The organism is Streptomyces sp. NPDC047043 (assembly GCF_040644055.1).
GTDB lineage: Bacteria > Actinomycetota > Actinomycetes > Streptomycetales > Streptomycetaceae > Streptomyces.
Window position 1 is genome coordinate 205,552 of the sequence record NZ_JBEYVO010000014.1, and the last position, 23,248, is coordinate 228,799.

Sequence of the window (23,248 nt, forward strand, 5' to 3'; positions counted from 1 at the left end):
ACAGGGCCTTACCCGAAAGGGGTTGAAGGCCCTCACACAATTCACTTCTACAGCTGGAAAACCTGATGGCAACGGGTGAACATCTGCCGCGCCCGTTCCACCCAGTCACTGGCCAGGGCATCGAAGTCCGCCTGGGTGACCCGGCAGGTCAGCGGCAGGTCGCACACCCCGGCGAGACAGGGCTGCGGCCCCCGGACGTCCCACACCGAGAGCATGGGATTCAGCTGTTCCGTGTTCCACGCGTTCGACGCCGCCGCGGCGACGGCCAGTTGGTCGTGGCGCAGGAAATGACCGTCCGTGACGAAGGCGACGAGCAGCCGCTTGGTGGTCATGAATCGGACCGTGAGCACTCGGCCCGTTTCCTCGAGATCGAATTGCAGGGACACGGAATCCGTCTCCGTCACGGCACGGTAATTCCGCTCGGCCCCCCATTTCCGCACCAACTGCCGCCAGTGCGTACCGATTTCGAGGACGGCGCCGGGAGGCGACTCAGACGGTGCCACGGCCCACCGCCCGGGCGACCATCGCGTCGGTCAGGCCGGCGTCCAGCAGGGCCTGGGCGTGCAGCATCAGACAGGAGGGCACGGACACACCCGTACCGGCCGCGCGGCGGGCCGCCAGTTCGCTGACACGGATCTCGATGGTCCGTCTCACCTTGGGCGGCGGCCACGACGGCTGCTGCGGGGTCTCGGCGACCAGTTCGGCCAGCAGCTCCTCGAGCCGGGGCCGGTCCTCGGGCCGCTTGGCCAGACAGCGCGAGACCAGCGGCCGCAGGCCGGGCGGTACGGCGCCCAGATGCGGCTCGCCGAACACGACCCGGTAGCGCACCGACTCCCCCGTCCCGTGCGGCGGCCGTCCCGACAGGGCGTAGACCAGGACCCCGCCGAGGGAGAACACGTCGCTGGGCGGGCCGGCCTGCGCCCCCTTCATCTGCTCGGGCGACATGTAGGGCGGGGTGCCGACGATGAGGCCGGCCCGGGTGAGGCCGGGCGCTCCGTCGACGCGGGAGATCCCGAAGTCGATAACGCGCGGCCCGTCGGACGCCAGCAGCACGTTGGACGGCTTGAGGTCCCGGTGCACCACTCCGGCGGCGTGCACGGCCTGCAGCGCCTCGACCAGGAACGCGCCGAGCCGGCGTACCTGCTCCTCGGGCAGCGGCCCGTCCGTGCGGACCGCCTCCGCGAGCGAGGGGCCGGGTACGTACATCGTGGCCAGCCAGGGCAGTTCGGCCTCGGTGTCGGCGTCGACGACCGCCGCGGTGTAGGCGCCGCTGACGACGCGGGCGGCCGCGACCTCGCGGGCGAAGCGCTCCCGGAACTCGGGCTCGGCGGCCAGTTCGGGGCGCACGACCTTCACCGCCACCTCGCGCCCGGCGGGCGAACGGCCGAGATACACCCAGCCCATGCCGCCGGAGCCGAGCCGTCCGACGATGCGGTACGGCCCCACCTTCATCGGATCGCTGACCGGTGTGCGCACCCCGCTCACCTCTTTTCGGGGTTCGTTGCAGGATGTCCCGAGTGTCCCGCGAAATCCCGGTCCGCACAGAGGCGATGGCGGAAAAGGTACATAGCCGCTGCCTGAAAAGGACGAAGGCCTGTCGTCGCCTTCCCGTCGGGGCGGACGGGAATACGACGACAGGCCCAGAGCCCCGCACGCCGTTGTACGGAACCTCGTCGGCTGTCACCGCGACCGGCCGTGACGATCACTGGTCAGGGCATTCCCCCACCGCCGGCCGCGGAGCTTTCTCGAAGGGCGGGGCTCAGCCCAGGCGCTGCACCAGCGCGCGGTACTCGTCCCACAGTTCCTTCGGGGTGTGGTCGCCGAAGGTGTTGAGGTGCTCGGGGACCAGGGCGGCCTCCTCGCGCCAGACCTCCTTGTCGACCGTGAGCAGGAAGTCCAGATCGGACTCGGACAGTTCGAGGCCCTTGGTGTCGAGGGCGCCCTTGGCCGGCAGGATGCCGATCGGGGTCTCGACGCCCTCGGCCCTGCCGTCGAGGCGGTCGACGATCCACTTCAGGACACGGCTGTTCTCGCCGAAGCCGGGCCAGACGAACTTGCCCGCGTCGTTCTTGCGGAACCAGTTGACGTAGTAGATCTTCGGGAGCTTCGACTGGTCCTTGCCCTTGGCGACGTCGATCCAGTGGCCCATGTAGTCGCCCATGTTGTAGCCGCAGAACGGCAGCATGGCGAAGGGGTCGCGGCGCAGCTCGCCGACCTTGCCCTCGGCGGCGGCGGTCTTCTCCGACGCGACGTTGGCGCCGAGGAACACGCCGTGGTTCCAGTCGAAGGACTCCGTCACCAGCGGCACCGCGGTGGCGCGGCGGCCGCCGAAGAGGATCGCCGAGATCGGCACACCCTTCGGGTCCTCCCACTCGGGCGCGATGATCGGGCACTGCGCGGCGGGGGTGGTGAAGCGGGCGTTGGGGTGGGCGGCCGGGGTCTCGGACGCCGGCGTCCAGGAGTTGCCCTTCCAGTCCGTCAGGTGAGCCGGAGTCTCCTCCGTCATGCCCTCCCACCAGATGTCGTTGTCGTCGGTCAGCGCCACGTTGGTGAAGACCGAGTTGCCCCACAGCGTCTTCATCGCGTTGGCGTTGGTGTGCTCACCCGTGCCGGGCGCGACGCCGAAGAAGCCGGCCTCGGGGTTGATGGCGTAGAGGCGGCCGTCCTCGCCGAAGCGCATCCAGGCGATGTCGTCGCCGATCGTCTCGACCGTCCAGCCGGAGATCGTGGGCTCCAGCATGGCGAGGTTGGTCTTGCCGCAGGCGCTCGGGAAGGCGGCGGCGACGTACTTCGACTCGCCCTGCGGCGGCGTCAGTTTGAGGATCAGCATGTGCTCGGCCAGCCAGCCCTCGTCCCGCGCCATCACCGAGGCGATGCGCAGGGCGTAGCACTTCTTGCCGAGCAGTGCGTTGCCGCCGTAGCCGGAGCCGTAGGACCAGATCTCGCGACTCTCGGGGAAGTGCGAGATGTACTTGGTGGAGTTGCACGGCCACGGGACGTCGGCCTCGCCCTCCGCCAGCGGGGCGCCGAGCGTGTGGACGGCCTTCACGAAGAAGCCGTCGGAGCCGAGCTCGTCCAGGACCGGCTGACCCATGCGCGTCATCGTCCGCATGGAGACCGCGACATAGGCGGAGTCGGTGATCTCGACGCCGATCGCGGAGAGGTCCGAGCCGAGGGGGCCCATGCAGAACGGGACGACGTACATCGTCCGGCCCTTCATCGAGCCGCGGAAGATGCCCTGCTCACCGGCGAAGATCTCCCGCATCTCGGCGGGAGCCTTCCAGTGGTTCGTCGGGCCCGCGTCCTCCTCCTGCTCGGAGCAGATGAACGTCCGGTCCTCGACCCGCGCGACATCGGTCGGGTCGGAAGCGGCGTAGTACGAGTTGGGGCGCTTGATCGGGTCGAGCTTCCGGAAGGTGCCCTTCGCGACGAGCTCCTCGCTGAGGCGCTCGTACTCGGCCTCGGATCCGTCACACCAGACCACGCTGTCCGGCTGGGTCAGTTCCGCGATCTCGTTCACCCACGAGATCAGTTCCTGATGGTTGGTGGGGATGACGGGGGGAGCCGCGATGTCGCGCGCCACGATTGCTCCTAAATGAGGGATTTTTGTTTTGGAGGCCCCGTGGGGGCTGCGGCCCGGATGCTCCGTGGCTGGATCTTCAGCGCTCATCCGGTGCCGACCGCACTCATTTGATCATCCGACGTGAGCGCCCATCTGTCCAGAGGGCCTCACAGGTGAGCGGAGTGAGGATCGCCACGTGCTTTTTGTGCGCGGAACGTTTATTTGCGTGCACGTAGGGTTCAAGTGACCGCCCCTTGGCGCGGTAGGCCCGAGTGTCAACTCCCGTGAGATGATGGCCACTCTTGGCCGGTTCTCAGGCCGCACTCATCCGCAACTTACGGTTCCGTAGGTACGATGCCGGGCATGACTGCGCCCGTCCCCGACGCGCCCACGGACACACCGGCCGCCGGCCGCGGTCCCGCGTCCTCCCTGCCGCACCAGATAAAACAGCACGCCCAGCAGCTCGCCGAGCCGATCAAGCCGAAGCTGCGCGGCTGGCTGCACCTCGGCATGTTTCCGGCCGCGCTGATCTCGGGCCTGGTGCTCACCGCCCTCGCGGACTCGACCAGAGGGCGCATCGCCTGCGGGATCTTCGCTCTGACGGCCTGCCTGCTGTTCGGCGTGAGCGCGCTGTACCACCGGGGCAACTGGAGCCCGCGCATGGACGGCGTCCTGCGCAGGCTGGATCACGCCAACATCTTCCTGATCATCGCGGGCACCTACACCCCGCTGACGATGCTGCTCCTGCCGGGCGCGAAGGGTCAGTGGCTGCTCTGGGGCATCTGGGGGGCCGCGGCGGCCGGAATCGTCTTCCGGGTCTTCTGGGTCGGCGCCCCGCGCTGGCTCTACACCCCCTGCTACATCGCGATGGGCTGGGCGGCGGTCTTCTTCCTGCCGGACTTCATGCGCACCGGCGGCATCGCGGTGCTGGTCCTGGTCATCGTCGGCGGCCTCCTCTACAGCGCGGGCGGCGTGATCTACGGCATCAAGCGGCCGAACCCGTCACCGCGCTGGTTCGGCTTCCACGAGGTCTTCCACTCGTTCACGCTGGCGGCGTTCGTCGTCCACTACGTGGGAATCTCACTGGTCGCGTACCAGCACGCGTAGCACCACCCACCCCTGAAGGGCCACGGCTTCCGTGGCCCTTTTTGCATGCCTCAAACCTTCCGAAAGTCGATACCTATTGACAGTAACTAGTTTTTGAGAGCTACTCTCATTTCATGGAAACCATCACTCCAGACCCCCGCCGCTGGTGGGCTCTCGGCGCCCTCGTCGCGAGCATGCTGACCCTCGGCTTCGACACGACGATCCTCAACGTGGCGCTGCCGACGATGGCCGGCGACCTCGGCGCCACCACCGGCCAGCAGCAGTGGATGGCGGACGCGTACGTCGTCGTCTTCGCGGCGCTGATGCTCCCCGCCGGATTGCTCGGCGACCGCTTCGGACGGCGGCTGATGCTGATCGTGGGCCTCGCGGTCTTCCTCGCCGGTTCGCTGGCGGGCGCACTGGCCGGGGACGTGAACTGGGTCATCGCCGCCCGCGCACTGATGGGCGTCGGGGCGGCGCTGGTCACCCCGCTCGCGCTCTCCGTCGTGCCCACGCTGTTCGCCCGCGACGAGCAGCCCAAGGCCACCGCCATCGTCTCCGCCGCCTCCGCGCTCGGCCTGCCGCTCGGCCCGATCATCGGCGGCTGGCTGCTGAACCACTTCTGGTGGGGCTCGGTCTTCCTGGTCAACGTCCCGATGGCCGCGATCGGCATCGCCGCCTGCGTCTTCCTGCTCCCCGAGACCCGCGACCCCGCCTCCCCCGAGGTCGACATCGTCTCCACCGCACTCACCGCGACCGGCCTCGGCGCCCTGGTCTACGCGATCATCGAGGCGCCCACCCGCGGCTGGGGCGACCCGCTGGTCCTGGCCATGCTCACGGCAGCCGTCGTCCTCATCACCGCCCTGGTCCTGCGCGAACGCCGGGTCGAGCGCCCGATGCTCGACATGGCCCTCCTCGCCCACCGCGGCTTCCTCTTCAACACGATCGCCGCGACCCTGGTCATGTTCGTCCTGTCCGGCCTGCTGTTCGTGCTGCCGCCCTACCTCCAGGCCGTCCTCGGCAACGACGCCTTCGGCACCGGCGTGCGGCTGCTGCCGATGATGGGCGGCATCCTGGTCGCCTCCCGGACAGCCCCGCAGGTCGCCGCCCGGTTCGGCGCCCGGGCCGCGGTGAGCGCGGGTCTGGTGGCGCTGGCCTTCGCCGCGCTCCTCGGCAGCCGTACGACGGTCGACTCCGGGTACGGCTTCACCGCGCTGTGGCTCTCGATCACCGGTCTCGGCTTCGGCTTCTCGCTCATGCCGGCCATGAGCGGCGCGCTCGGCGCCCTGCCCCGCGACCGCGCCGGCAGCGGCTCCGGACTGCTGATGACGCTGCGCCAGGTCGGCGGCGCGATCGGCATCGCCCTGCTCGGCAGCCTGCTCGCGAGCACCTTCCGCGACCGGCTCGACGTCGCCGGGCTGCCCGCCAGGGCCGCCGACACCGCCGGGGACTCGGTGGTCGCGGCGCACATCGTCGCCGAGAAGGCGCACTCCGCCCAGCTGGCCGCCTCCGCGAACAGCTCGTACGTCCACGGCATGGGCCTGGTGCTGCTGGTGTGCGGGGCCGCGGCGCTCGTATCGGCGCTGCTGGCGGCGGCGTTCCTGCCGGGTACGCAGCCCGCACGGGCGGCCGTGTCGCCGCCGCAGGCCCCGGACATGGCCGCCGAGCAGGCGGATGCCCGACAATGACCAGCATGACGGCCGCACGTTCCCCCCTCTCCCCCGCCGACCGCCCCGGACTGGGCCTGCGCGAGCGCAAGAAGATCAAGACCCGCGAGGCGATCCGCTCGGCGACGTACGCACTGATCAAGGAGCAGGGGTACGACGCCACGACGATCGAGCAGATCGCCGAGCGGGCGGAGGTGTCGCCGTCGACCGTCTTCCGGTACTTCCCGACCAAGGAGGACATCGTCCTCACGGACGAGTACGACCCGCTGATGGTGGAGGAGTTGCGCGCACGGCCCGCCGGGGAGCCGTGGATGGACTCGCTGCGGCACATCATGCAGAAGGCGATCGAACTGACCGCTGCGGAAGACCCCGAGATGATCAAGATGCGCGCGCATCTCGGGGTCCAGGTCCCCGCCGTCCGCTCCCGGATGTTCGAGAGCATGTCGGAGACCGGGCGCATGCTGTGCGGGGCGATCGCCGACCACTTCGGCCTGGCGCCGGACGACCTCAGGGTCCGCGTCTACGCGATGTCCCTGATCGGCGGCCTGATGGAGGTCTCCATGTACTGGGCGGAGAACGACTTCAAGGGCGACCTGAAGGACCTCATGCACCAGGCCCTGGACGTCCTGGAACACGGCCTCCCCACCGAAAAGCCCTGAGCCCGCCGTTCTCTCCCGTGACATCCTGACCGGGTGAACGGTCCCGAGATCCACGTCGAGTTCGCCCGCGACCTGGCCCCGTTCGTCGCCGGTGAGCGGCGCCGGGGTGCGACGCCCGTCTCCACGGACGGCGTCTCCTCCCTCGGCCATGTCGTCGAGTCCACCGGCGTCCCGCTGACCGAGGTGGGGGCGCTGTGGGTGAACGGCCGCGAGGTGCCGCACTCGTACGTCCCCGAGGCGGGCGACACCGTGGAGGTGCGGACCGTCGACCGGCCCCAGCAGGTCCCCGGCGCTCCCCTGCGCTTCCTCCTGGACGTCCACCTCGGCACCCTCGCCCGCCGCCTGCGCCTGCTCGGCGTGGACACGGCGTACGAGTCGACGGACATCGGCGACCCGGCCCTCGCCGCCCGCTCGGCCGCCGAGAAGCGGGTCATGCTCAGCCGCGACCGGGGTCTGCTGCGCCGCCGCGAGCTGTGGGCCGGGGCGTATGTCTACAGCACCCGGCCCGAGGACCAACTCCGGGACGTCCTGGACCGGTTCCGGCCCGAGCTCAGGCCCTGGACACGGTGCACCGCCTGCAACGGACTGCTGAAGGAGGCCACGAAGGACGAGGTGGCCGACCAGCTGCAGGGCGGCACGCACCGCTCGTACGACGTGTTCGCGCAGTGTCAGGACTGCGGGCGCGCGTACTGGAAGGGCGCGCACCACGAGCAGCTGGTGGCCATCGTGGAGCGCGCCCTGGCGGAGTTCGCCGGTTAACCCTTGCGGATGTCCGCCTTTCCGCAGGCGAGCCCGTCCTTGTTCGGGTCGAGGCCCAGCGGGTCGTCCTTGCCGTTGACCTTCAGCCGGCCGTAGTCGTTCTTCTTCAGCCAGGCGCAGCGGGAGGCCGCCGTCTTCTTCACACCCTTCGGGAAGACGGTCGGCACGCACACGTTGATGGATCCGTAGTGCCGGTCGCAGCCGGAGATGGTGACGGAGACCTTCTGCGACTTCCGCTTCTTGCCGGGCTCGATCACCTTGCCCGACAGGGAGTCGGCGAAGGAGTGGACGTGCGCCGAGGCGGTGTCGGCGCTCAGGGCCTGCGGGCCCCCCAGGTGCACCCACTTGGCCACCGACGGAACGCCGTTGGCGTCGACCGCGAAGAGCATGTACCAGCCGGGCGGGGCCACGTTGGGGTTGCTCGTCACGTTCAGGTCGACGTTGTTGCCGTCCACCGACAGCGGCAGGTCCACGAACCGCTGGTTCGGGTCCGAGGAGTGCGTGACCGCGGCCGGGCGGATCAACTCGGCCTTGGCGATGGGCCGGTCGACCGTGATCCGCTGGGTGTCGCCGTAGTTCCACTCGGTGTCGATCACCGAAGTGATCGTCGGACGCGTGCCCTTGAGGAGATAGGGCGGCGTGTAGATCGACACGTTGTGGTTCCAGGTGCCGTTGCCCGGGTTGTCACCGGTGGCCATCACCCGGCCGTCCGGCAGCAGGAACGCGGAGGAGTGGTAGCCGCGGGCCTCGGGGTCGGCGGCCACCGGGTCGAAGGTGTTCGAGTCCGGGTCGTAGATCGAGGCCTCGAAGACCGGGTTGGCCCGGTTGTGCAGACCGCCGCCGGTCTCCAGGACCTTGCCGTCGGGCAGCAGTACGGCGGAGACGTACATCTTGCCCTGGTCGCCGGTCTCGGGGACCTTGCCGTTGCCCAGGTCCACGGTCCCCTGCGGGATCTGCGGCCCGGCCACATACGACGGGTTGGCCTGCTTGAGGTCGATGACGTCCGTCAGGCGGTTGCCCTCGGGGTTGGAGTCGATGTTGCCGCCGCCGATGGTGAGGACCTTCTGGTCCTGCGCCGGGGGCAGCAGCACGCTCGCGGACTGGTCGCGCTGGTCCTTGTTCTGCAGGCCCGGGATCTGCGTGATCGTGTTGGCGTTGTAGTCGTAGATCGCCGATCCGGTGCCCGGGATGTTGTTGCCGAAGACATGGCTGCCCGAGTAGAAGAGGCGGCCGTCCTGCATCAGGATCATCGACGGGTACAGACCCCAGAACGACCAGGTCTGGTTGACCTGCCACAGCGCCAGCCACTTCTGCTGGGCGTCCGACCAGTACTCGGCGGTCACCGAACCGGACGAGTCCTCGCGCAGACCGCCGAAGGAGATGACGTCGCCGTTGCCGAGCTCGGTCGCCGAGGGGTACCAGTGGCCGTCGTTGAGGTCGTTCGTCTTGCTGTAGGTCTCGGTCGCCGGGTCGAAGATGTACGAGTCCTTGTAGCCCTCGTAGCCGTGCCCGCCCGCGACCGGGAACGCCTTGTTGCCGCTCAGCACCAGCACCCGGCCGTCCTGCAGCTGGATGTGGCCCGAGCAGAACATGTCCTTCGGCGTCGGGATGACCTTGTAGGAGCCGTCGGCCGGGTTGTAGACGGCGGAGGTGAAGGTGCCCGCGTTGAAGTTCTCCTCGCTGTTGCCGGACCCGGCGATCAGCAGCACCTTGCCGTTGTTGAGGACCACGGAGTGCATGGAGCGCACCGGGTTCTGGGTGGGCAGCACGTCCCAGCGGCCGTTGGCGCACTCGTCCGCCGTACCGGTGCAGGTGGCGGGCGGGGTGACGTCGGGGACCTGGTCCATCGTGTAGTCGTCGGTGGTCGCCGAGCCGGTGCCGTAGACCGAGACACCCCAGGTGATGCGGTCGGTGCCGGCCGGGACCTCGGGTGTGCGGACCGTGGCCTGGGTCCAGCCGGACTGCATCTCCAGCGTCTTGAGGTCGGTCCAGTACTGCCAGCCGGCGGTGGTGTCGTGCCGGAACAGCGTGATGTTCGCGTCCGGCGTGGTCGTCTTGTACCAGAGTCCGAGGTCGTACTGCTTGCCCGCCGTCACCACCGGCGCGCACTCCGTCGACTCGGTGATCAGCGCCTTGCGGTCGCCGTCGACGCGGCGGGTCAGCGACACCTTCATCGCCTTGGACCCGCTGTGCGCGTCACTCGTCGTCTCGAACGTGAAGTCGTTGTCGCCCCAGCCGGACTTCTCCCAGCAGTACGGCATCCCGTCGGTGCCGGCCGTCTCGAAGCCCGGGTTCTTGACGAGGTTGGCGGCCTCGGCGGACTGGGGTGAGGTGAGGAGCAGACCGGCGGTCAGGGCCCCCACCCCGACCAGTGCGGTCCGTCTTCTGTGCTTGGCCGAAATGCGTCTGTTCACACGGCTCTCCTTGCTGCGGTACTCCCCCCACGCCCCCTGCGCGGGAGATAGACCAGCGCTTCGGTCCCCATGAAGCGCAGGACGAACGTCGTCACCAGCGCGAGCGCGGTGGCGGACAGGGCCCCCATCCCGAACCGGTGCACGAACAGCGCGATCAGCGGGATGCGCAGCACCAGGTCGGCATTGGCGAGCAGCGCGAACCGGCCCACGCGGTCCCACCAGTTGCGGTGCCGGCGGCGGTCGCGGAACAGCAGATGCTCGATGAGTACGAAGTTCCAGGCGACGCCGAGCTGGTTGGCGAAGATCTCGGCGGGGACGTAGTGCATCCCGGCGGCGGTCAGCGCCCACAGCCCGAGCAGGTTCGGGAAGAAGCCGGTCGCGCCGATCAGGCCGAAGGCCACCATGCGCGCGATGGGCGAGGCGGTGCGCAGTCCGACGAGGTGGCGCAGGAAGCGGAAGCCCTCCTGCGCGGACGACTTGGACTCCCCGGCGAACCGGTCCTGGAAGACGAACGGCACCTCGGTGACCTGGCGGGGCCGGCTGCGGACGGCCAGTTCGAGGAGGATCTTGTAGCCGAGGGGCTTGAGGGCCTCCGCGGTGATGTCGCTGCGCCGGATCGCGAAGAAGCCGCTCATCGGGTCGCTGATGCCGTGCAGCTTGCGGGGGAACAGGGACTTGGTCAGCCAGGTCGCGCCCCGGGACACGGCCACGCGGTAGCTGCCCGCGAGTCCTGCGCGGCTGCCGCCCTTGATGTACCGGGAGGCGACCACGAGTCCGGCGTTCGCACGCTCACCGGTGGCCACCAACTCCGGTACCAGGGACGGCGGATGCTGGCAGTCGCCGTCCATGACGACGATCCAGTCCGAACCGGCCGCCTTCATGCCCTCGACGACCGCACCGCCGAGCCCGCCGACCGGCTCCTCGCGGTGCAGGACGGTCACCGGGAACGGGCAGTCCTTGGCCGCCTCGTAGATGACCTCGGGGGTGTCGTCGGTGGAGTCGTCGACGAAGACGACCTCGCAGGGCAGCCGGGAGGGCACCGACTCGGTGATCTGGTGCAGGAGTTCACGGATGTTCGCGGACTCGTTGAAGGTCGGTACGACGATGGTGACGGCACCGGGCTCGGCGATCTCGGCGCCGCGTACGGCGGGGTCGTTGAGCTCCCCCGGAGCGGTGTACTCGTGGGTCATCGGGTGCCTCCGTCAGCGGTGCCGGCCGTCTGGACCTGCCGGATCTCGATCCGGTCCTCTCCGGTACCGAACGTGGCGACCGGGGTCGAATGCTCAATGGCGGCCTTGACGTTGGGCAGGTCCACCGCGTCGCGCCGCACCGTCGGGGAGGCGACCACGTAGTCGATGTCCTTCCAGCCGTGCGGCATCGTCTTCGTGACGGCCGGGTCGAGGTCGGCCTTGTAGAACCAGATGACACCGAGCCCCGGCCTGTACCCGTCGTGCACGAGGTCCAGCCAGAGCGCGTCGTCGACGAGGACCCGGGTGTCCTTCGGGTCGGCGACCTCGGTGGTGAGCCACTTGGAGGCGGCCCGGTAGGGGGCGTTGGCGTCGGCGGTGACGGCGGTGCGGTCGCCGTCGTACCACTTCGGTACGACGTACGCGCCGGCGGCGATCGCGAGGACCGCCGCGAGAGCGTACCGGCCGCCCGTCGTCCAGCGCTGTTCGTCGGGGCGCCGCCATCTGCGCAGTACGGCGTGGGCGACGGAGGCGGTGCCTCCGGCGAGGACCAGGGCGAGGAAGGGCAGCGCCTGGATGACGTACATCGCGGGCAGATAGCCGTTCGGACGCATGGCCAGCACGGTGAGGATCGCGATCGTGAGGGCCGGTCCGGCGAGTGCGCGGGCGGTGACCGACCAGCGCCAGGTGGCCACCAGCAGCAGGGCGCCGGCGAGGCCGCCGAGCGGCAGGACGCGGTCGTAGTAGAGCCACGAGTGCAGGACGCCGTAGGAGCCGGATCCCTGGTCCAGGATGAAGCCCGAACCGGGCCTGGTCATCTGGTACTTGATGCCCTCGAAGAGCGAGACGTGCCCGCCGCCCGGGAACAACTCGCCCTTGAGCAGGGCGAAGAGGGGGTAGCTGAAGCCGATCAGCGCGCAGGCGGTGATCGCTCCGGTCACCGCGAACTTGCGGGTGTCGCGGTGGCTGTGCCGCCACATGGTGACGAACAGAGCGGGCAGGACGACGAGCATCGTCTCCTTGGTGAGCACCGCCGTGGCCGCCGCGAGGCCGGCTCCGAAGTGGTGCCACAGGTGGCGGCTCGGGGAGGCGGCGAGGGTGAAGGCGAGGAGCGTCCACATCACCGCGAGGTTGTCGAGGAAGATCTCGCGCTGGAGCACGACCGAGAGCGGCGAGAGGCCGAACAGGGCCATCGCGAGGCCTGCGGCCCAGCGGGGCAGGGACAGACGGCGGGCGAGGACGTAGACGAGGACCGCGCTGACGGCACTGATCACCAGCATCGTGACGCGCATGCTGCCGACGGTCATCGAGCCGGGGCTGAGCCACGACGGTATCCAGGTCAGCACGGCCAGCTGGATCCAGCCGAGGGGCGGATGGTCGTACCAGTACGTGTAGTGGGCGAGGCCCTTGCCCTGCTGGACCGCCCAGGCCTGGGCGAGATAGGTGCCCTCGTCGTCGCTGAGCGTCGGGTAGTCGGCGATGTTCCAGCCCTGTACGACGAGGATCGCCACCAGGAGCGCGCCGCACAGGAGGAGGTCGGGACGGGAGGAGCGGAGGCGTTTGGGCGGGGCCGTTCGACCGGTCGAACCGGCCTCAGGCACAGGCTGCCGCTGCGCGGGGACCTTCGGAGTGGTCACCGCGGGAAGGGTGGAGGTCACGCAGGGACGTCCTCTCGGAGGTCTCGGTTCACTTCGGCCTGGGTGAGGTGGGCCCCGACGTGGCTGGTCAACTCCCAGTCGTTGCGGCCGCGTTGCTCACGCCAGACGGCGCGGATCGCGGCCCCGGCGAGGAGGACCTGGTAGAAGGGGCCGCCCACGACGAGCTTGAGGTAGTGGACGAGGCGGACGCGCAGTCCGTACTGCTTGCCGAAGTCGTGCAGTCCGACGACCTCGAAGACGAAGGTGACCGCGGCGGTGACCAGCGGCAGGAAGGTGAGGAAGGCGATCCCGACGGGCACGTCGAGGAAGAGCGCGATCGCCGCGTTGAGGGGGATGATCACGCCGGAGAAGGCCTGCAGGAACGGCGTCATCAGGGTGTACCGGGCGAGCAACCGCTGCCCGAAGCCCGGGAGTTGCTTCCAGTCCTTCTTCCGGTAGACCTGCAGGAAGCCCTGGTTCCAGCGGGTGCGCTGTTTGAGCAGCGACATCAGCGAGCCCGGGGTCTCCTCCCGGGTCACCATGTCGGAGTCGTAGGCGACGACGACCTTCTTGCCGACGGACGACAGCCGCACGCCCAGGTCGCAGTCCTCGGCAAGGCAGTTGGGGTCCCAGCCGTCGGCTTCCCGCAGCACATCGGTGCGTACGAAGACGGTGTTGCCGCCGAGCGGGATGAACCCCTTCTGCGCATGCAGATGCAGTCGGGAGCGGAACCAGAAGAAGTACTCCAGGCAGTTGCGCAGGGAGTACCAGCTGGAGTGGAAGTTGATGAGCTGGACCCCGCCCTGCACGACGTCCGCACGGGTCGTCCGGAAGGCGTGGTCGACGTGGGCGAGGAGCTCGGGATGGACCTGGTCCTCGGCGTCGAAGACACCGACGACGTCGCCGCGGCAGTGCGGCAGCGCCGTGTTCATGGCCTTCGGCTTGTTCTTCTTCTCATGGGTGTCGACGACGACACGGACGCGCGGGTCGCGTTCGGCGGCCGCCTCGGCCACCGCCGTGGTCTCGGGGTCGTCGTGCCCCACGATCACGATGATCTCGAAGTCGGTGTGCGTGGACTCCAGCAGCCGCTGGATGGTGTGGTCCAGCACGGCCTGTTCGTGCCGCGCCGGCAGCAGCAGCGAGAACGAGACGTGCTCGTCCCCGTCCGGTCTGCTGAATCGGGTGGAGGCAAGCACTTCGGGCGTACGCCACGCGTGCATCTGCCACCACAAGGTGAAGGCCGCCATCCAGAACAAGGCCAGCGAGACGGCAGCGATGAAGACAGATGTCAACAACAGATCCCCCCAGATCCCCAATGCCCCCCGGCACGACATTGAGTCACACCTGTCGCGCCACTGTGCAGAGATTATGGTTGATCTGTGAAGTGTGCAGGCCGTTTCGATGAAGAGCGCGTTTCATCACAACGAGTCCCGAGAGTGAACAATTCGAACACAGGTTGCGTAAAAGCCAGTTGCGCGCTGTTGTTTCAGCTGTTCAGCGCGGTCCGCAGCCGTTCCGGATCGGTGGTCGGGGCGTCGCAGGTGAAGTTACGGCAGACGTATGCGGCGGGTTCACCGCCCACGAGGGGCCGATCGGCGAGCAACGGGAACTCGTCACTCTCCGCAGCTCCCACGGCCACGACAGTGCCGGGCGCGGTGGCGAGAAGTGCCGTACGGTGCAAGGCCCTTGTGCCCTCGTCGTCGAGTGCGGGGCCGACGATCGCGACCTCCCGCGGCCCGTCGAGCTGCGCCTCGGCGACCGCGAGCCCCCAGCCGATGAAGCGGGGCACCCGCGGACCGAGCGCCTTCACGACCCCCAACGCCCTTTCGGCGGCGGTGCGATGGGGCTCGGAGCCGGTCTGGGCGGCGTAACTCAGCAGTGCGCCCGCGGCGGCCGTCCACCCGGAGGGCGTCGCGTTGTCGGTGGGGTCCTGCGGCCGGCGGATCAGCTGCTCGGCGTCGGCGGCGGTGTCGTAGAGCGTGCCGGTCTCCGCGTCGACGAAGCGGGCGAGCACGTGGTCGAGCAGGAACCCGGCGAACTCCAGCCAGACGCCCTCACCGGTGACGGACGCGAGCGCGAGGAAGCCCTCGGCGACGTCGGCGTAGTCCTCCAACACCCCCGCGTTGGCGCCGACGTGCCCGTCCTTGCTGGTACGGGCGAGACGGACCTGCTCGTCCAGATGCAGCCGTACGAGGAGATCGGCCGCCGCCACGGCCGCCTCGACGAGGTCGGGGCGGTCGAAGTAGGCGCCGGTCTCGGCGAGCGCGGCGATCGCGAGTCCGTTCCAGGCGGCGACGACCTTGTCGTCACGGCCGGGGGCGGGGCGGCCGGAGCGGGCCCCGAGGAGACGGCCCTTGATGGACTCGACCTTCTCGGCGTCGAACACGCCCTCCTGCTGCGGGAGCTGGAGGACGGACCGACCGTGCTCGAAGGTGCCCTCCTCGGTGACGCCGAAGTACTGGGCGGCGAGCTCGGCGTCCTCGCCGCCGAGGACCTCCGTCAGCTGCTGAGGGGTCCACACGTAGTACGCGCCCTCGACGTGCTTCCCGCTCCCGTCGTCGCTGTCGGCGTCGAGGGCGGAGGCGAACCCGCCCTCGTTCGTGCGGAGTTCACGGACCAGGAAGTCGGCGGTCTCGAGGGCGACGCGACGGGCGAGCTCGGACCTGGTGCTGCGCCAGAGGTGCGCGTAGACCCGGCACAGCAGGGCGTTGTCGTAGAGCATCTTCTCGAAGTGCGGCACGACCCAGTCGCGGTCGACGGAGTAGCGGGCGAAGCCGCCGCCGAGCTGGTCGTAGATGCCGCCGCGGGCCATGCGTTCGCAGGTGTCGTGGGCCATCTGCAGCGCGCCCTCGGCGCCGGTGCGGGCGTGGTGGCGCAGCAGGAACTCGACGGCCATGGACGGCGGGAACTTGGGGGCGCCGCCGAATCCGCCACGCTGCGGGTCGTACTCGCGGGTGAGGCCGAGCAGCGCCCGGGCGAGCTCCTCCTCGCCGGGGGTCTGCGTGTCGCCGTAGGAGATCTCCCGCCCGGCGAGGTCGCGCACGATCTTGCCGGCGACCTCGGCGACCTCGTCGCGCCGGTCGGTCCAGGCGGAGCGGACGCCCTCCAGGACCTGCCGGAAGGAGGGCATGCCGGAGCGGGGGGCGGGCGGGAAGTAGGTGCCGAAGTAGAAGGGTTCGGCGTCGGGCGTGAGGAAGACGGTCATGGGCCAGCCGCCCTGGCCGGTGGCGGCCTGCACGGCTTCCATGTAGACGGCGTCGACGTCCGGGCGCTCCTCGCGGTCGACCTTGACGCTGACGAAGTGCTCGTTGAGGAAGTCGGCCGTGGCCTGGTCCTCGAAGGACTCGTGCGCCATGACGTGGCACCAGTGACAACTGCTGTACCCGACGCTCAGAAGAACAGGTTTGTTCGTCTTCCGGGCCTCGTCGAAGGCCTCCGTCGACCAGGGCCACCAGTCGACGGGGTTGTCGGCGTGCTGAAGGAGGTACGGGGACGTCTCATGGGCCAGTCGGTTCACTGTTCCACTCTCCCACGGGCTCGGGCACCGCGTAGAAACGCATGTTGACCGGGCGTGCCCCTTCGGGGGCGCTCTCGCGGGAGTGGCCGTGGCGGTCGAGGAGGGCGTGGTACTCGCGCATGAAGGCGAGGAGTTCGTCCTTGGTCATCCAGGCGCCGTGCCGCTGGACCTGCGCCCAGCCGTCCGGGCCCCGGTACTCCTGGTGGGCGCGGCGGAACAGCTCGGTGTCGACGTCGATCTTCAGCAGGGCGAGGTGCTCGGCGGCCGTGTACTCCTCGGCGGTCATGGTGGCCGGGTCGGGCGTGGTGTGGCTGAACGGCAGCGAACGCCACCACCTCTCCCGCCCGCCGGACTTCTCCGGGATCTCCTCGATGAGCCGCTGCTCGGCAAGTTTGCGCAGGTGGTAGCTGGTGGTGCCGGAACTCTCGCCGAGTTCCTTCGCGAGCACGGTGGAGTTCGCCTCGCCGTGCCGACCGAGGTAGTCGAGGATCCGGCGGCGCAGGGGATTGCCGAGGGACTTGTAGAGGGCGGTGCGCTCGAGGCTGGTCAGCTCGGACGGACGGTCGGTCATGCGGTCACGGTAACCCTGAGAACCCTGAGTCGACCCCCATGTCTGCCGAGTTTTCTTTGCAGAATTTTCTCTGCGGTCTAGTGTGGAGGCACGAGGAACAGAAGGGGGAACCGGATGAGGAAGCAGCCGCACAAGAAGGCGTTACTGGGGTGGACACTGCTCCTGCTGGGCGCGGCGGTGGGCGCGGTGGCCGTGGCGCTGAAGAGGTGGACGCCGGTCCTGCTGGGCGCGGCGGCCGTGCTGCTGGTGCCGTGGATGGTGGTGCTCGGCCTGACGCTGCCGGGCAGCACGGAGGTGCGGAACTGGTCGCCGGCCTGGATCGGCCTGGACGTACTGATGGCGGCGGGTTGCGCGACAACGGCCCTGCTGGGCCTGCGCGGTGACCCCCGAGCCCGCCTGACGGCCTCCGCGACGGCCGCCGTCGCGGTCCTGGACGCCTGGTTCGACATAACCACGGCCACATCGGGCTCGGCCCTGCTGCAGGCGCTGGCCTGCGGGGCGGCGGAGGGGGCGCTGGCGGTGGCGTGTGTGTTTCTGGCGGTGGGCGGGCACCGTTCCCGCGCAGAATGATCGCCGCACCCTCGCGCTCACGCCCGACCCGAAGGACACTCATAGGCAAAGGAGTTGCCGCCGGAGGGGGACGTGACATGCGGGACAGTCATCGGGCGGATGCCGAACGGCTGTTGGCCCGGGCCGTGGAGGAGGAGGTGCGGCGCTCCGGCGGGCGCACCGACGGGACTGTGCTGCTGTCGAGGGCGCGCGGCGCGCTGGACGCGATGGCGCAGACGGCCGCCGAGGAGTACGAGGCCTACACACGCGCACTGGACGAGGCGGAGGCCGGCCGGCTCACCTTCGCACAGCGCTACGCCAAGGAGGGTTCGGGAACTCCCCTGCTGGTGGCGGCCGTTGGCGCGGTCGCGGCCATCGTGGCCGACCTGGCCCTCGGCACCGACACGGGCACGGCAGTCGGCGTGGGCGTGACCGTCGGCGTCGTCGGCGCCGCGGCGACCGTGGTCAAGGTCGCCGGCTCCCATCTGCCCGCGGCCCACCACAGTGCCGGCGCGGCGAGCCAGCCGGGCGGCCCGGAGCAGTTGCGGCTGCAGTGGCTGACGGCGCTGGAGGTGCGCGGCATCCGCCCGTTCCTCGACCAGCAGCGCGTCCTCGCCGCCTCCACCGGCCCGAAGAAGACGGGACCGAAACTACGCGGCACGGACAAGAGCGCGGCGGCCCGGGGACGGAACGTTCTGGCGCAGTCGTTCGGTCAACTCCCCGAACCGGCAGGCGTGTTCGCGGGCCGGCGGCAGGAGATGGCTCGGATCCGGCAGTGGGTACAGGCGGCCCGCGCAAGCACGGAGACCCGCCCGACGGTCGTGGTACTGCACGGCACACCCGGCAGCGGCCGTACGACACTCGCCGTGCGCGCCACGCACGACCTGAAGGACTACTTCCGCGGCGCCTGCGTCGTCGACCTGCGCGGCGGCAGCCCGGAGGAGCAGCCGCTGTCCACCCGCGACGCCCTGCTGCACCTGCTGAACCGGCTGGGCGCGCCGCGCGAGCAGCTGCTGTTCCGTGAGCGCTCCTCCCCCGACCAGCAGGTCAAGCGGCTGAGCGAGCTGTACCACCAGCATCTGACGGGCCTTCCGGTCACGATCGTCCTGGACGACGCCTCGGACCCCGACCAGATCCGCACGCTCGTCCCCGAGCGCTCCGACAGCCTGGTCCTGGTCACCGCCCGCGAGCCCCTCGAACTGCCCTCCGACCTCCAGGCCCATGTGCACGAACTGCCGGTCGAGGCACTGGACTCGGCGGGCGCGGAGGAACTGCTGGACGCTGCGGCACAGGACAGCTCCGGTCCGTACGACGCCGATTCGGCCGACCGGATCAGGGAGTTGTGCGGCGGGCTGCCGCTGGCGCTGAGCATCGCGGGTTCGTCGCTGGGCCCGCGTTCACCGCGCCAACTGGCCACGGATCTCGCAGCGTACGGCCCCGTCGAGCCGATCGAGCGCGTGCTGTGGCTGCGCTACACGGACCAGTCGGAGACGGCCCGCAGACTGCTGCGCCGGCTGGCCCTGGCCGGCCGCGCATCCCTGGGCGGCGCCGCGGCCGCCTCTCTCCTGGCGACCGACGAGGCGGAGGCGACCCGCCACCTGGTGGCGCTCTCCCGGGCCGGCCTGATCGACCATGTGCGCGGCAACCGCTACCGCCTGCACGACCTGGTGCGGGCCTTCGCCCAGGCCCGCCTCCTGGACGAGGAAGAGGCGGCCGAGCGCTCCGCCGCGCAGGAACGCCTGATCGTGAACTACGCCGACCTCGCGGACTCGGTGCTGCGCCTGGTCGACGGCAACATGTCGACCCGCTCGGACCGCTTCAGCCCGCACGGCTTCACGTCCCTGGACGAGGCCCTGCGCTGGCTGGACGACGAGTCGAGCTTCATCACCTCGACGCTGCGGCACGCGGAGGGCGTGAACCAGGCGGCGGTGCTGAATCTGCTGGGCGCGCTGTGCGACTACTGCCTGCTGCGCGGCGACCTCTACCGCCTGGGCGAGATCAGCGAACTGGCGCAGGCCGTCGACCAGGGCCTGCTGGTCCGCTCGGTGCAGTGGCGCACGGGCATCGCGGCCCGGCAGCTGGGCGAGCTGGACAAGGCGCGCACGACGCTGACGTCGGTGGTCGATCTGTACATGGAGGCCCACCACGACGCGGGCGCGGCCCGTGCCCTGTGCTCCCTCGGCATCACCCTCCACCACCAGGGCAACCTGACGGAGGCGGCGGCCAAGCTCCGCGAGGCCCTTGACCTCCAGTCGCCCCCGGAACTGGCGACGGACCGCGCCTGGACGATGCACGCGCTGGCCGCGGTGGAGCGGGACGAGGGCCATGTGTCCGAGGCGCTGCGCCTGCTCACCGATTCGCTGGTGCTGCACCGCGCCGGCGAGTCCGTGCACGGCGAGGCCTGGGCCCACTTCCAGCTCGGCCAGCTCTCGCTGCGCATGGGCGACGTCCCGCGCGCGGAGTCGGAGCTGCGCGCGGCCCTCGACCGCTACGGCCGCACCCGCGACGCCCGCGGCGAGGCCTGGGCGCTGACCCAGCTGGCCCGCGCCCGCCTGGTCGCCGGCGACCCGTCCCCGGCGGTGGACGGCCTGCGCCAGGCGGCCTCCCGGCACCGCGAGAACGAGGACGCCCGCGGCGAGGCCTGGACGGTCTACTACCTGGGCCAGGCCCTGGAGGAGACGGGCAACCTCGACCACGCGGTCCGCGAGCTGGAGCGCTCCCGCACGATGTTCTCCCGCATGCGCGACGTCTACGGCCTGGCCTGCGCCCGCCACCACTCGGCCAGAGTCACCCGCGACCAGCGCGCGGCCCAGACGGGCTCGCTGCGCAACTCCGGTTTCGCCCGCCAGCTCCTGGTGGACGCCCGGGCCGACTTCCAGCGCATCGGCGTCGCCCACGGCGAGGCCTGGACCTGCCTGGAACTGGCGGTGGTGGACGCGGGCAACGCCCGTACCCAGCAGGCACTGACCCTGTGCGACGAGGCGGTCGGCCTGTTCACGTCGTACGACGACCGCCGCGGCGAGGACTGGGCCCGCTTCCTGCGCTGCACCCTGCTGCCTTACGCGGCGCCCGGCGGCTTCGAGGTCGGCACGGCGGTGGCCCAGGAGGACCTGGCCCAGCTGTCCCGCACGGGCCATCCCCTGCGGGACGAGAAGCTGGACGACTACGTGGAGGCGTACCAGCTGCTGCTGGAACGCGGTGTGAGCCTCGAGGCGGGCTGGCAGGCCTGGCGCCTGGGCATGGTGCCGAGCCGGCACGCCCGGGAGGTGATGGGGGTGGCGGTACCGGCCACGCAGTGACCGCCGCACACCCCCGCTACCCGCGCTGTCAGCCCTGCTGGGCCTTGGAGTCGGTCGTCGACTCCGAGGCCTCGGCCTTCGGGTCGGTCGGCTCCTTGAACTCCACCCGGCTCATGTGCCGGTTCATGGACTTCATCAGTGCCCACACCGCCAGGGCCATCGCCGCGAAGACGATGAAGCCGAGGACGCCGGGGGTGACCTTGTTCTCGTCCACCTCCTTGGCGAGGGGGACGAGGTTCGTCAGTGCCAGGCTCACGCTTGCGCTCATGTCAGGCATTGTCGCGGATGCCCGCGAAGAGGTCGTCCTCGGGGAGGGAGGAGTCCACGAGCGACTTCGCGAGCTCGTACTCCTCCGTCGGCCAGACCTCCTTCTGGATCTCCATCGGGACCTTGAACCAGCCCCCGTCGGGGTCGATCTGCGTGGCGTGCGCGATCAGCGCCTTGTCGCGGATCTCGAAGAACTCGGCGCAGGGGATGTGCGTGGTCAGCGTGCGCTCCGTGCGCTCGAACTCGCTCCAGCGCTTGAGCCAGTCCCCGTACGGCGACTCCATGCCGCGCTCGAGCAGCGCGTTGTGCAGCGCCTCGGTGCGCGGGCGGTTGAAGCCCTGGTTGTAGTAGAGCTTGAGCGGCTGGTAGGCCTCGCCGAACTCCGACTCCGGGTACTTCTCGGTGTCCGCCGCGCCCTCGAACGCCACCATCGAGATCTTGTGGGTCATGATGTGGTCGGGGTGCGGGTAGCCGCCGTTCTCGTCGTAGGTGGTGATCACCTGGGGACGGAAGGCGCGGATCTGCTTCACCAGCTCGCCGGCCGCCTTGTCGACGTCCTCCAGGGCGAAGCAGCCCTCGGGCAGCGGCGGCAGCGGGTCGCCCTCGGGCAGGCCCGAGTCGACGAAGCCGAGCCACTCCTGCTTGACCCCGAGAATCTCGCGGGCCTCGTCCATCTCCTTCTTGCGTACCTCGTGGATGTGCTCCTCGATGTACTTGTCGCCCTGCAGCTTCGGATTGAGGATGGAGCCGCGCTCCCCGCCCGTGCAGGTCACGACCAGCACGTCCACCCCCTCGGACACGTACTTCGCCATGGTGGCCGCGCCCTTGCTCGACTCGTCGTCGGGGTGCGCGTGCACGGCCATCAGTCGCAGCTGGTCAGTCAAGACTCGATCCTCAGTAGTCGGCGCCCGGTGTGAACCGGCGCGATCGGCGCTTCTATAGTGACCGAATCGGGGGGCGAAAAATTCCGGGCCCCGGTTTCCGAGAGGACGATCATGAGTACGGCGAGCACGCGGCTGCCCGAGGGCCGCTACGGCCGCTCCTCGGACGAGCGCGCCGACCGCAAGCTCAAGATCGCCGGAGCGGTACTCGGGGCGGCACTGCTCGCCCTGGTCGGCTACTTCGCCTACCACTACGTCGGCCAGAACAGGATCAGCGGTGAAGTGATCACGTTCGAGCCGCACAAGAACTCGGTCTCGGTCCATCTGGAGGTCCGCAAGGACTCCGGCGCCTCCGGCTACTGCACCGTGCGGTCCCAGGCGGAGGACGGGTCCGAGGTGGGCCGGGCCGACTTCCGCTTCGACGGCGGCGCCACGCGGATCGACAAGGTCGTCACGCTCCGTACGACATCCCCGGGCACCACGGCCGAGCTGCTCGGCTGTCACGCCGACTGACACAGAGCCTTCCCCGGATACGTAGGCCCTGACCTGCGTTGACGCAATTCTGATGGCTTATGTCCTCCCCCTTCAGCCGCTGAATTGTTAGGCTCGTGGTTTCGCCCATCCGTGAAGGAACATTCTTCTGGGTAGGGCGATGCTTTGTATTCCCAGTACCTACGAGGAGCACCTGTGACCCAGACCAGCGAGAACGTCACCTGGCTGACCCAGGAGGCGTACAACCAGCTCAAGGCCGAGCTGGAGTACCTGTCTGGTCCTGCGCGCACGGAGATCGCCGCCAAGATCGCGGCCGCGCGCGAGGAGGGCGACCTGCGTGAGAACGGCGGGTACCACGCGGCCAAGGAAGAGCAGGGCAAGCAGGAGCTCCGTGTGCGCCAGCTGACCCAGCTCCTGGAGAACGCCAAGGTGGGCGAGGCGCCCGTGTCGGCGGACGGCGCGGTGGCGCCCGGCATGGTCGTGACCATCGCCTTCGACGGCGACGAGGACGACACGCTGTCCTTCCTGCTCGCCTCGCGCGAGTACGCGAGCTCCGACATCGAGACCTACTCGCCGCAGTCGCCGCTCGGCTCCGGCGTGATCGGCCACAAGGTCGGCGAGGACGCGGAGTACGAACTGCCGAACGGCAAGAAGGCCTCCGTGAAGATCCTCAAGGCCGAGCCCTACACCGGCTGACCCCC

19 protein-coding genes are annotated in these 23,248 nt (G+C 69.7%); 8 read left to right on the forward strand and 11 right to left on the reverse strand.

What is annotated here, in order from left to right:
* Positions 1 to 47: 47 nt before the first annotated feature.
* The 3 genes from ABZ880_RS23425 to ABZ880_RS23435 form a co-directional block, all read right to left on the reverse strand.
* A complete protein-coding gene (locus ABZ880_RS23425) occupies positions 48 to 332 on the reverse strand; it encodes a hypothetical protein (RefSeq protein WP_361266129.1) in 285 nt (94 codons plus the stop codon).
* Positions 333 to 489: 157 nt separating this feature from the next.
* Positions 490 to 1,476, reverse strand: coding sequence for a serine/threonine-protein kinase (locus tag ABZ880_RS23430; protein ID WP_361266131.1), 987 nt, complete (start codon positions 1,474 to 1,476; stop codon positions 490 to 492).
* A gap of 283 nt (positions 1,477 to 1,759) precedes the next feature.
* Positions 1,760 to 3,583: a phosphoenolpyruvate carboxykinase (GTP) gene (locus ABZ880_RS23435; protein WP_361266133.1), complete on the reverse strand. Its 1,824-nt coding sequence runs from the start codon at positions 3,581 to 3,583 to the stop codon at positions 1,760 to 1,762.
* Positions 3,584 to 3,925: 342 nt separating this feature from the next.
* Here ABZ880_RS23435 and ABZ880_RS23440 point away from each other — a divergent pair, with 342 nt between their 5' ends.
* From ABZ880_RS23440 to ABZ880_RS23455, 4 genes are all read left to right on the forward strand, one after another.
* Positions 3,926 to 4,669: a hemolysin III family protein gene (locus ABZ880_RS23440; RefSeq protein WP_361266135.1), complete on the forward strand. Its 744-nt coding sequence runs from the start codon at positions 3,926 to 3,928 to the stop codon at positions 4,667 to 4,669.
* Positions 4,670 to 4,782: 113 nt separating this feature from the next.
* A complete protein-coding gene (locus ABZ880_RS23445; RefSeq protein WP_361266137.1) occupies positions 4,783 to 6,336 on the forward strand; it encodes a DHA2 family efflux MFS transporter permease subunit in 1,554 nt (517 codons plus the stop codon).
* Positions 6,333 to 6,974: a TetR family transcriptional regulator gene (locus tag ABZ880_RS23450; RefSeq protein WP_361266139.1), complete on the forward strand. Its 642-nt coding sequence runs from the start codon at positions 6,333 to 6,335 to the stop codon at positions 6,972 to 6,974. The genes ABZ880_RS23445 and ABZ880_RS23450 overlap by 4 nt, the downstream gene beginning before the upstream one ends.
* A 33-nt stretch (positions 6,975 to 7,007) precedes the next feature.
* Entirely contained in the window at positions 7,008 to 7,733 is a 726-nt protein-coding gene (locus tag ABZ880_RS23455) for a Mut7-C RNAse domain-containing protein (RefSeq protein WP_361266141.1), read from the forward strand.
* Here the strand turns inward: ABZ880_RS23455 and ABZ880_RS23460 are convergent.
* The 6 genes from ABZ880_RS23460 to ABZ880_RS23485 all read right to left on the reverse strand — a co-directional run bounded on the left by ABZ880_RS23460 (position 7,730) and on the right by ABZ880_RS23485 (position 17,059).
* Positions 7,730 to 10,147: a galactose oxidase early set domain-containing protein gene (locus ABZ880_RS23460; protein WP_361266142.1), complete on the reverse strand. Its 2,418-nt coding sequence runs from the start codon at positions 10,145 to 10,147 to the stop codon at positions 7,730 to 7,732. The genes ABZ880_RS23455 and ABZ880_RS23460 overlap by 4 nt on opposite strands.
* Complete coding sequence (locus tag ABZ880_RS23465; protein WP_361266144.1) at positions 10,144 to 11,337, reverse strand: glycosyltransferase family 2 protein; 1,194 nt, start codon at positions 11,335 to 11,337, stop codon at positions 10,144 to 10,146. The genes ABZ880_RS23460 and ABZ880_RS23465 overlap by 4 nt, the downstream gene beginning before the upstream one ends.
* Entirely contained in the window at positions 11,334 to 12,992 is a 1,659-nt protein-coding gene (locus ABZ880_RS23470) for a phospholipid carrier-dependent glycosyltransferase (protein ID WP_361266146.1), read from the reverse strand. Before ABZ880_RS23470 ends, ABZ880_RS23465 begins: the two co-directional genes overlap by 4 nt.
* Positions 12,989 to 14,266, reverse strand: a complete 1,278-nt coding sequence (locus ABZ880_RS23475; protein ID WP_361266148.1) for a glycosyltransferase — start codon at positions 14,264 to 14,266, stop codon at positions 12,989 to 12,991. Before ABZ880_RS23475 ends, ABZ880_RS23470 begins: the two co-directional genes overlap by 4 nt.
* A gap of 191 nt (positions 14,267 to 14,457) precedes the next feature.
* Positions 14,458 to 16,488: a thioredoxin domain-containing protein gene (locus ABZ880_RS23480; protein ID WP_361266150.1), complete on the reverse strand. Its 2,031-nt coding sequence runs from the start codon at positions 16,486 to 16,488 to the stop codon at positions 14,458 to 14,460.
* Positions 16,469 to 17,059, reverse strand: a complete 591-nt coding sequence (locus ABZ880_RS23485; protein ID WP_361266151.1) for a helix-turn-helix domain-containing protein — start codon at positions 17,057 to 17,059, stop codon at positions 16,469 to 16,471. The genes ABZ880_RS23480 and ABZ880_RS23485 overlap by 20 nt, the downstream gene beginning before the upstream one ends.
* 114 nt (positions 17,060 to 17,173) lie before the next feature.
* On the opposite strand from ABZ880_RS23485, the gene ABZ880_RS23490 reads away from it, so the two are divergent.
* Positions 17,174 to 17,629, forward strand: coding sequence for a hypothetical protein (locus ABZ880_RS23490; RefSeq protein ID WP_361266153.1), 456 nt, complete (start codon positions 17,174 to 17,176; stop codon positions 17,627 to 17,629).
* Positions 17,630 to 17,706: 77 nt separating this feature from the next.
* Positions 17,707 to 20,907 (forward strand): tetratricopeptide repeat protein, encoded by a 3,201-nt coding sequence (locus tag ABZ880_RS23495; protein WP_361266155.1) that lies wholly within the window; start codon positions 17,707 to 17,709, stop codon positions 20,905 to 20,907.
* Between the two features lie 28 nt (positions 20,908 to 20,935).
* Here ABZ880_RS23495 and ABZ880_RS23500 read toward each other — a convergent pair whose 3' ends face one another.
* Entirely contained in the window at positions 20,936 to 21,184 is a 249-nt protein-coding gene (locus ABZ880_RS23500; RefSeq protein ID WP_361266157.1) for a hypothetical protein, read from the reverse strand.
* A complete protein-coding gene (gene mca, locus ABZ880_RS23505) occupies positions 21,177 to 22,037 on the reverse strand; it encodes a mycothiol conjugate amidase Mca (protein WP_361266243.1) in 861 nt (286 codons plus the stop codon). Before mca ends, ABZ880_RS23500 begins: the two co-directional genes overlap by 8 nt.
* A gap of 132 nt (positions 22,038 to 22,169) precedes the next feature.
* Between mca and ABZ880_RS23510 the strand changes: the two genes are divergently transcribed.
* Both ABZ880_RS23510 and greA read left to right on the forward strand, forming a co-directional pair.
* Positions 22,170 to 22,568, forward strand: a complete 399-nt coding sequence (locus tag ABZ880_RS23510; protein ID WP_361266159.1) for a DUF4307 domain-containing protein — start codon at positions 22,170 to 22,172, stop codon at positions 22,566 to 22,568.
* Positions 22,569 to 22,742: 174 nt separating this feature from the next.
* Entirely contained in the window at positions 22,743 to 23,243 is a 501-nt protein-coding gene (gene greA, locus ABZ880_RS23515) for a transcription elongation factor GreA (RefSeq protein WP_361266161.1), read from the forward strand.
* The last annotated feature ends 5 nt before the right edge of the window (positions 23,244 to 23,248 follow it).

Coding starts and splice junctions, on each gene's coding strand:
- ABZ880_RS23425 (WP_361266129.1), bottom strand. CDS start 332: ATGACCACCAAGCGGCTGCTCGTCGCCTTCGTCACGGACGGTCATTTC.
- ABZ880_RS23440 (WP_361266135.1), top strand. CDS start 3,926: ATGACTGCGCCCGTCCCCGACGCGCCCACGGACACACCGGCCGCCGGC.
- ABZ880_RS23445 (WP_361266137.1), top strand. CDS start 4,783: ATGGAAACCATCACTCCAGACCCCCGCCGCTGGTGGGCTCTCGGCGCC.
- ABZ880_RS23450 (WP_361266139.1), top strand. CDS start 6,333: ATGACCAGCATGACGGCCGCACGTTCCCCCCTCTCCCCCGCCGACCGC.
- ABZ880_RS23465 (WP_361266144.1), bottom strand. CDS start 11,337: ATGACCCACGAGTACACCGCTCCGGGGGAGCTCAACGACCCCGCCGTA.
- ABZ880_RS23485 (WP_361266151.1), bottom strand. CDS start 17,059: ATGACCGACCGTCCGTCCGAGCTGACCAGCCTCGAGCGCACCGCCCTC.
- ABZ880_RS23490 (WP_361266153.1), top strand. CDS start 17,174: ATGAGGAAGCAGCCGCACAAGAAGGCGTTACTGGGGTGGACACTGCTC.
- ABZ880_RS23495 (WP_361266155.1), top strand. CDS start 17,707: ATGCGGGACAGTCATCGGGCGGATGCCGAACGGCTGTTGGCCCGGGCC.
- ABZ880_RS23500 (WP_361266157.1), bottom strand. CDS start 21,184: ATGCCTGACATGAGCGCAAGCGTGAGCCTGGCACTGACGAACCTCGTC.
- mca (WP_361266243.1), bottom strand. CDS start 22,037: ATGGCCGTGCACGCGCACCCCGACGACGAGTCGAGCAAGGGCGCGGCC.
- ABZ880_RS23510 (WP_361266159.1), top strand. CDS start 22,170: ATGAGTACGGCGAGCACGCGGCTGCCCGAGGGCCGCTACGGCCGCTCC.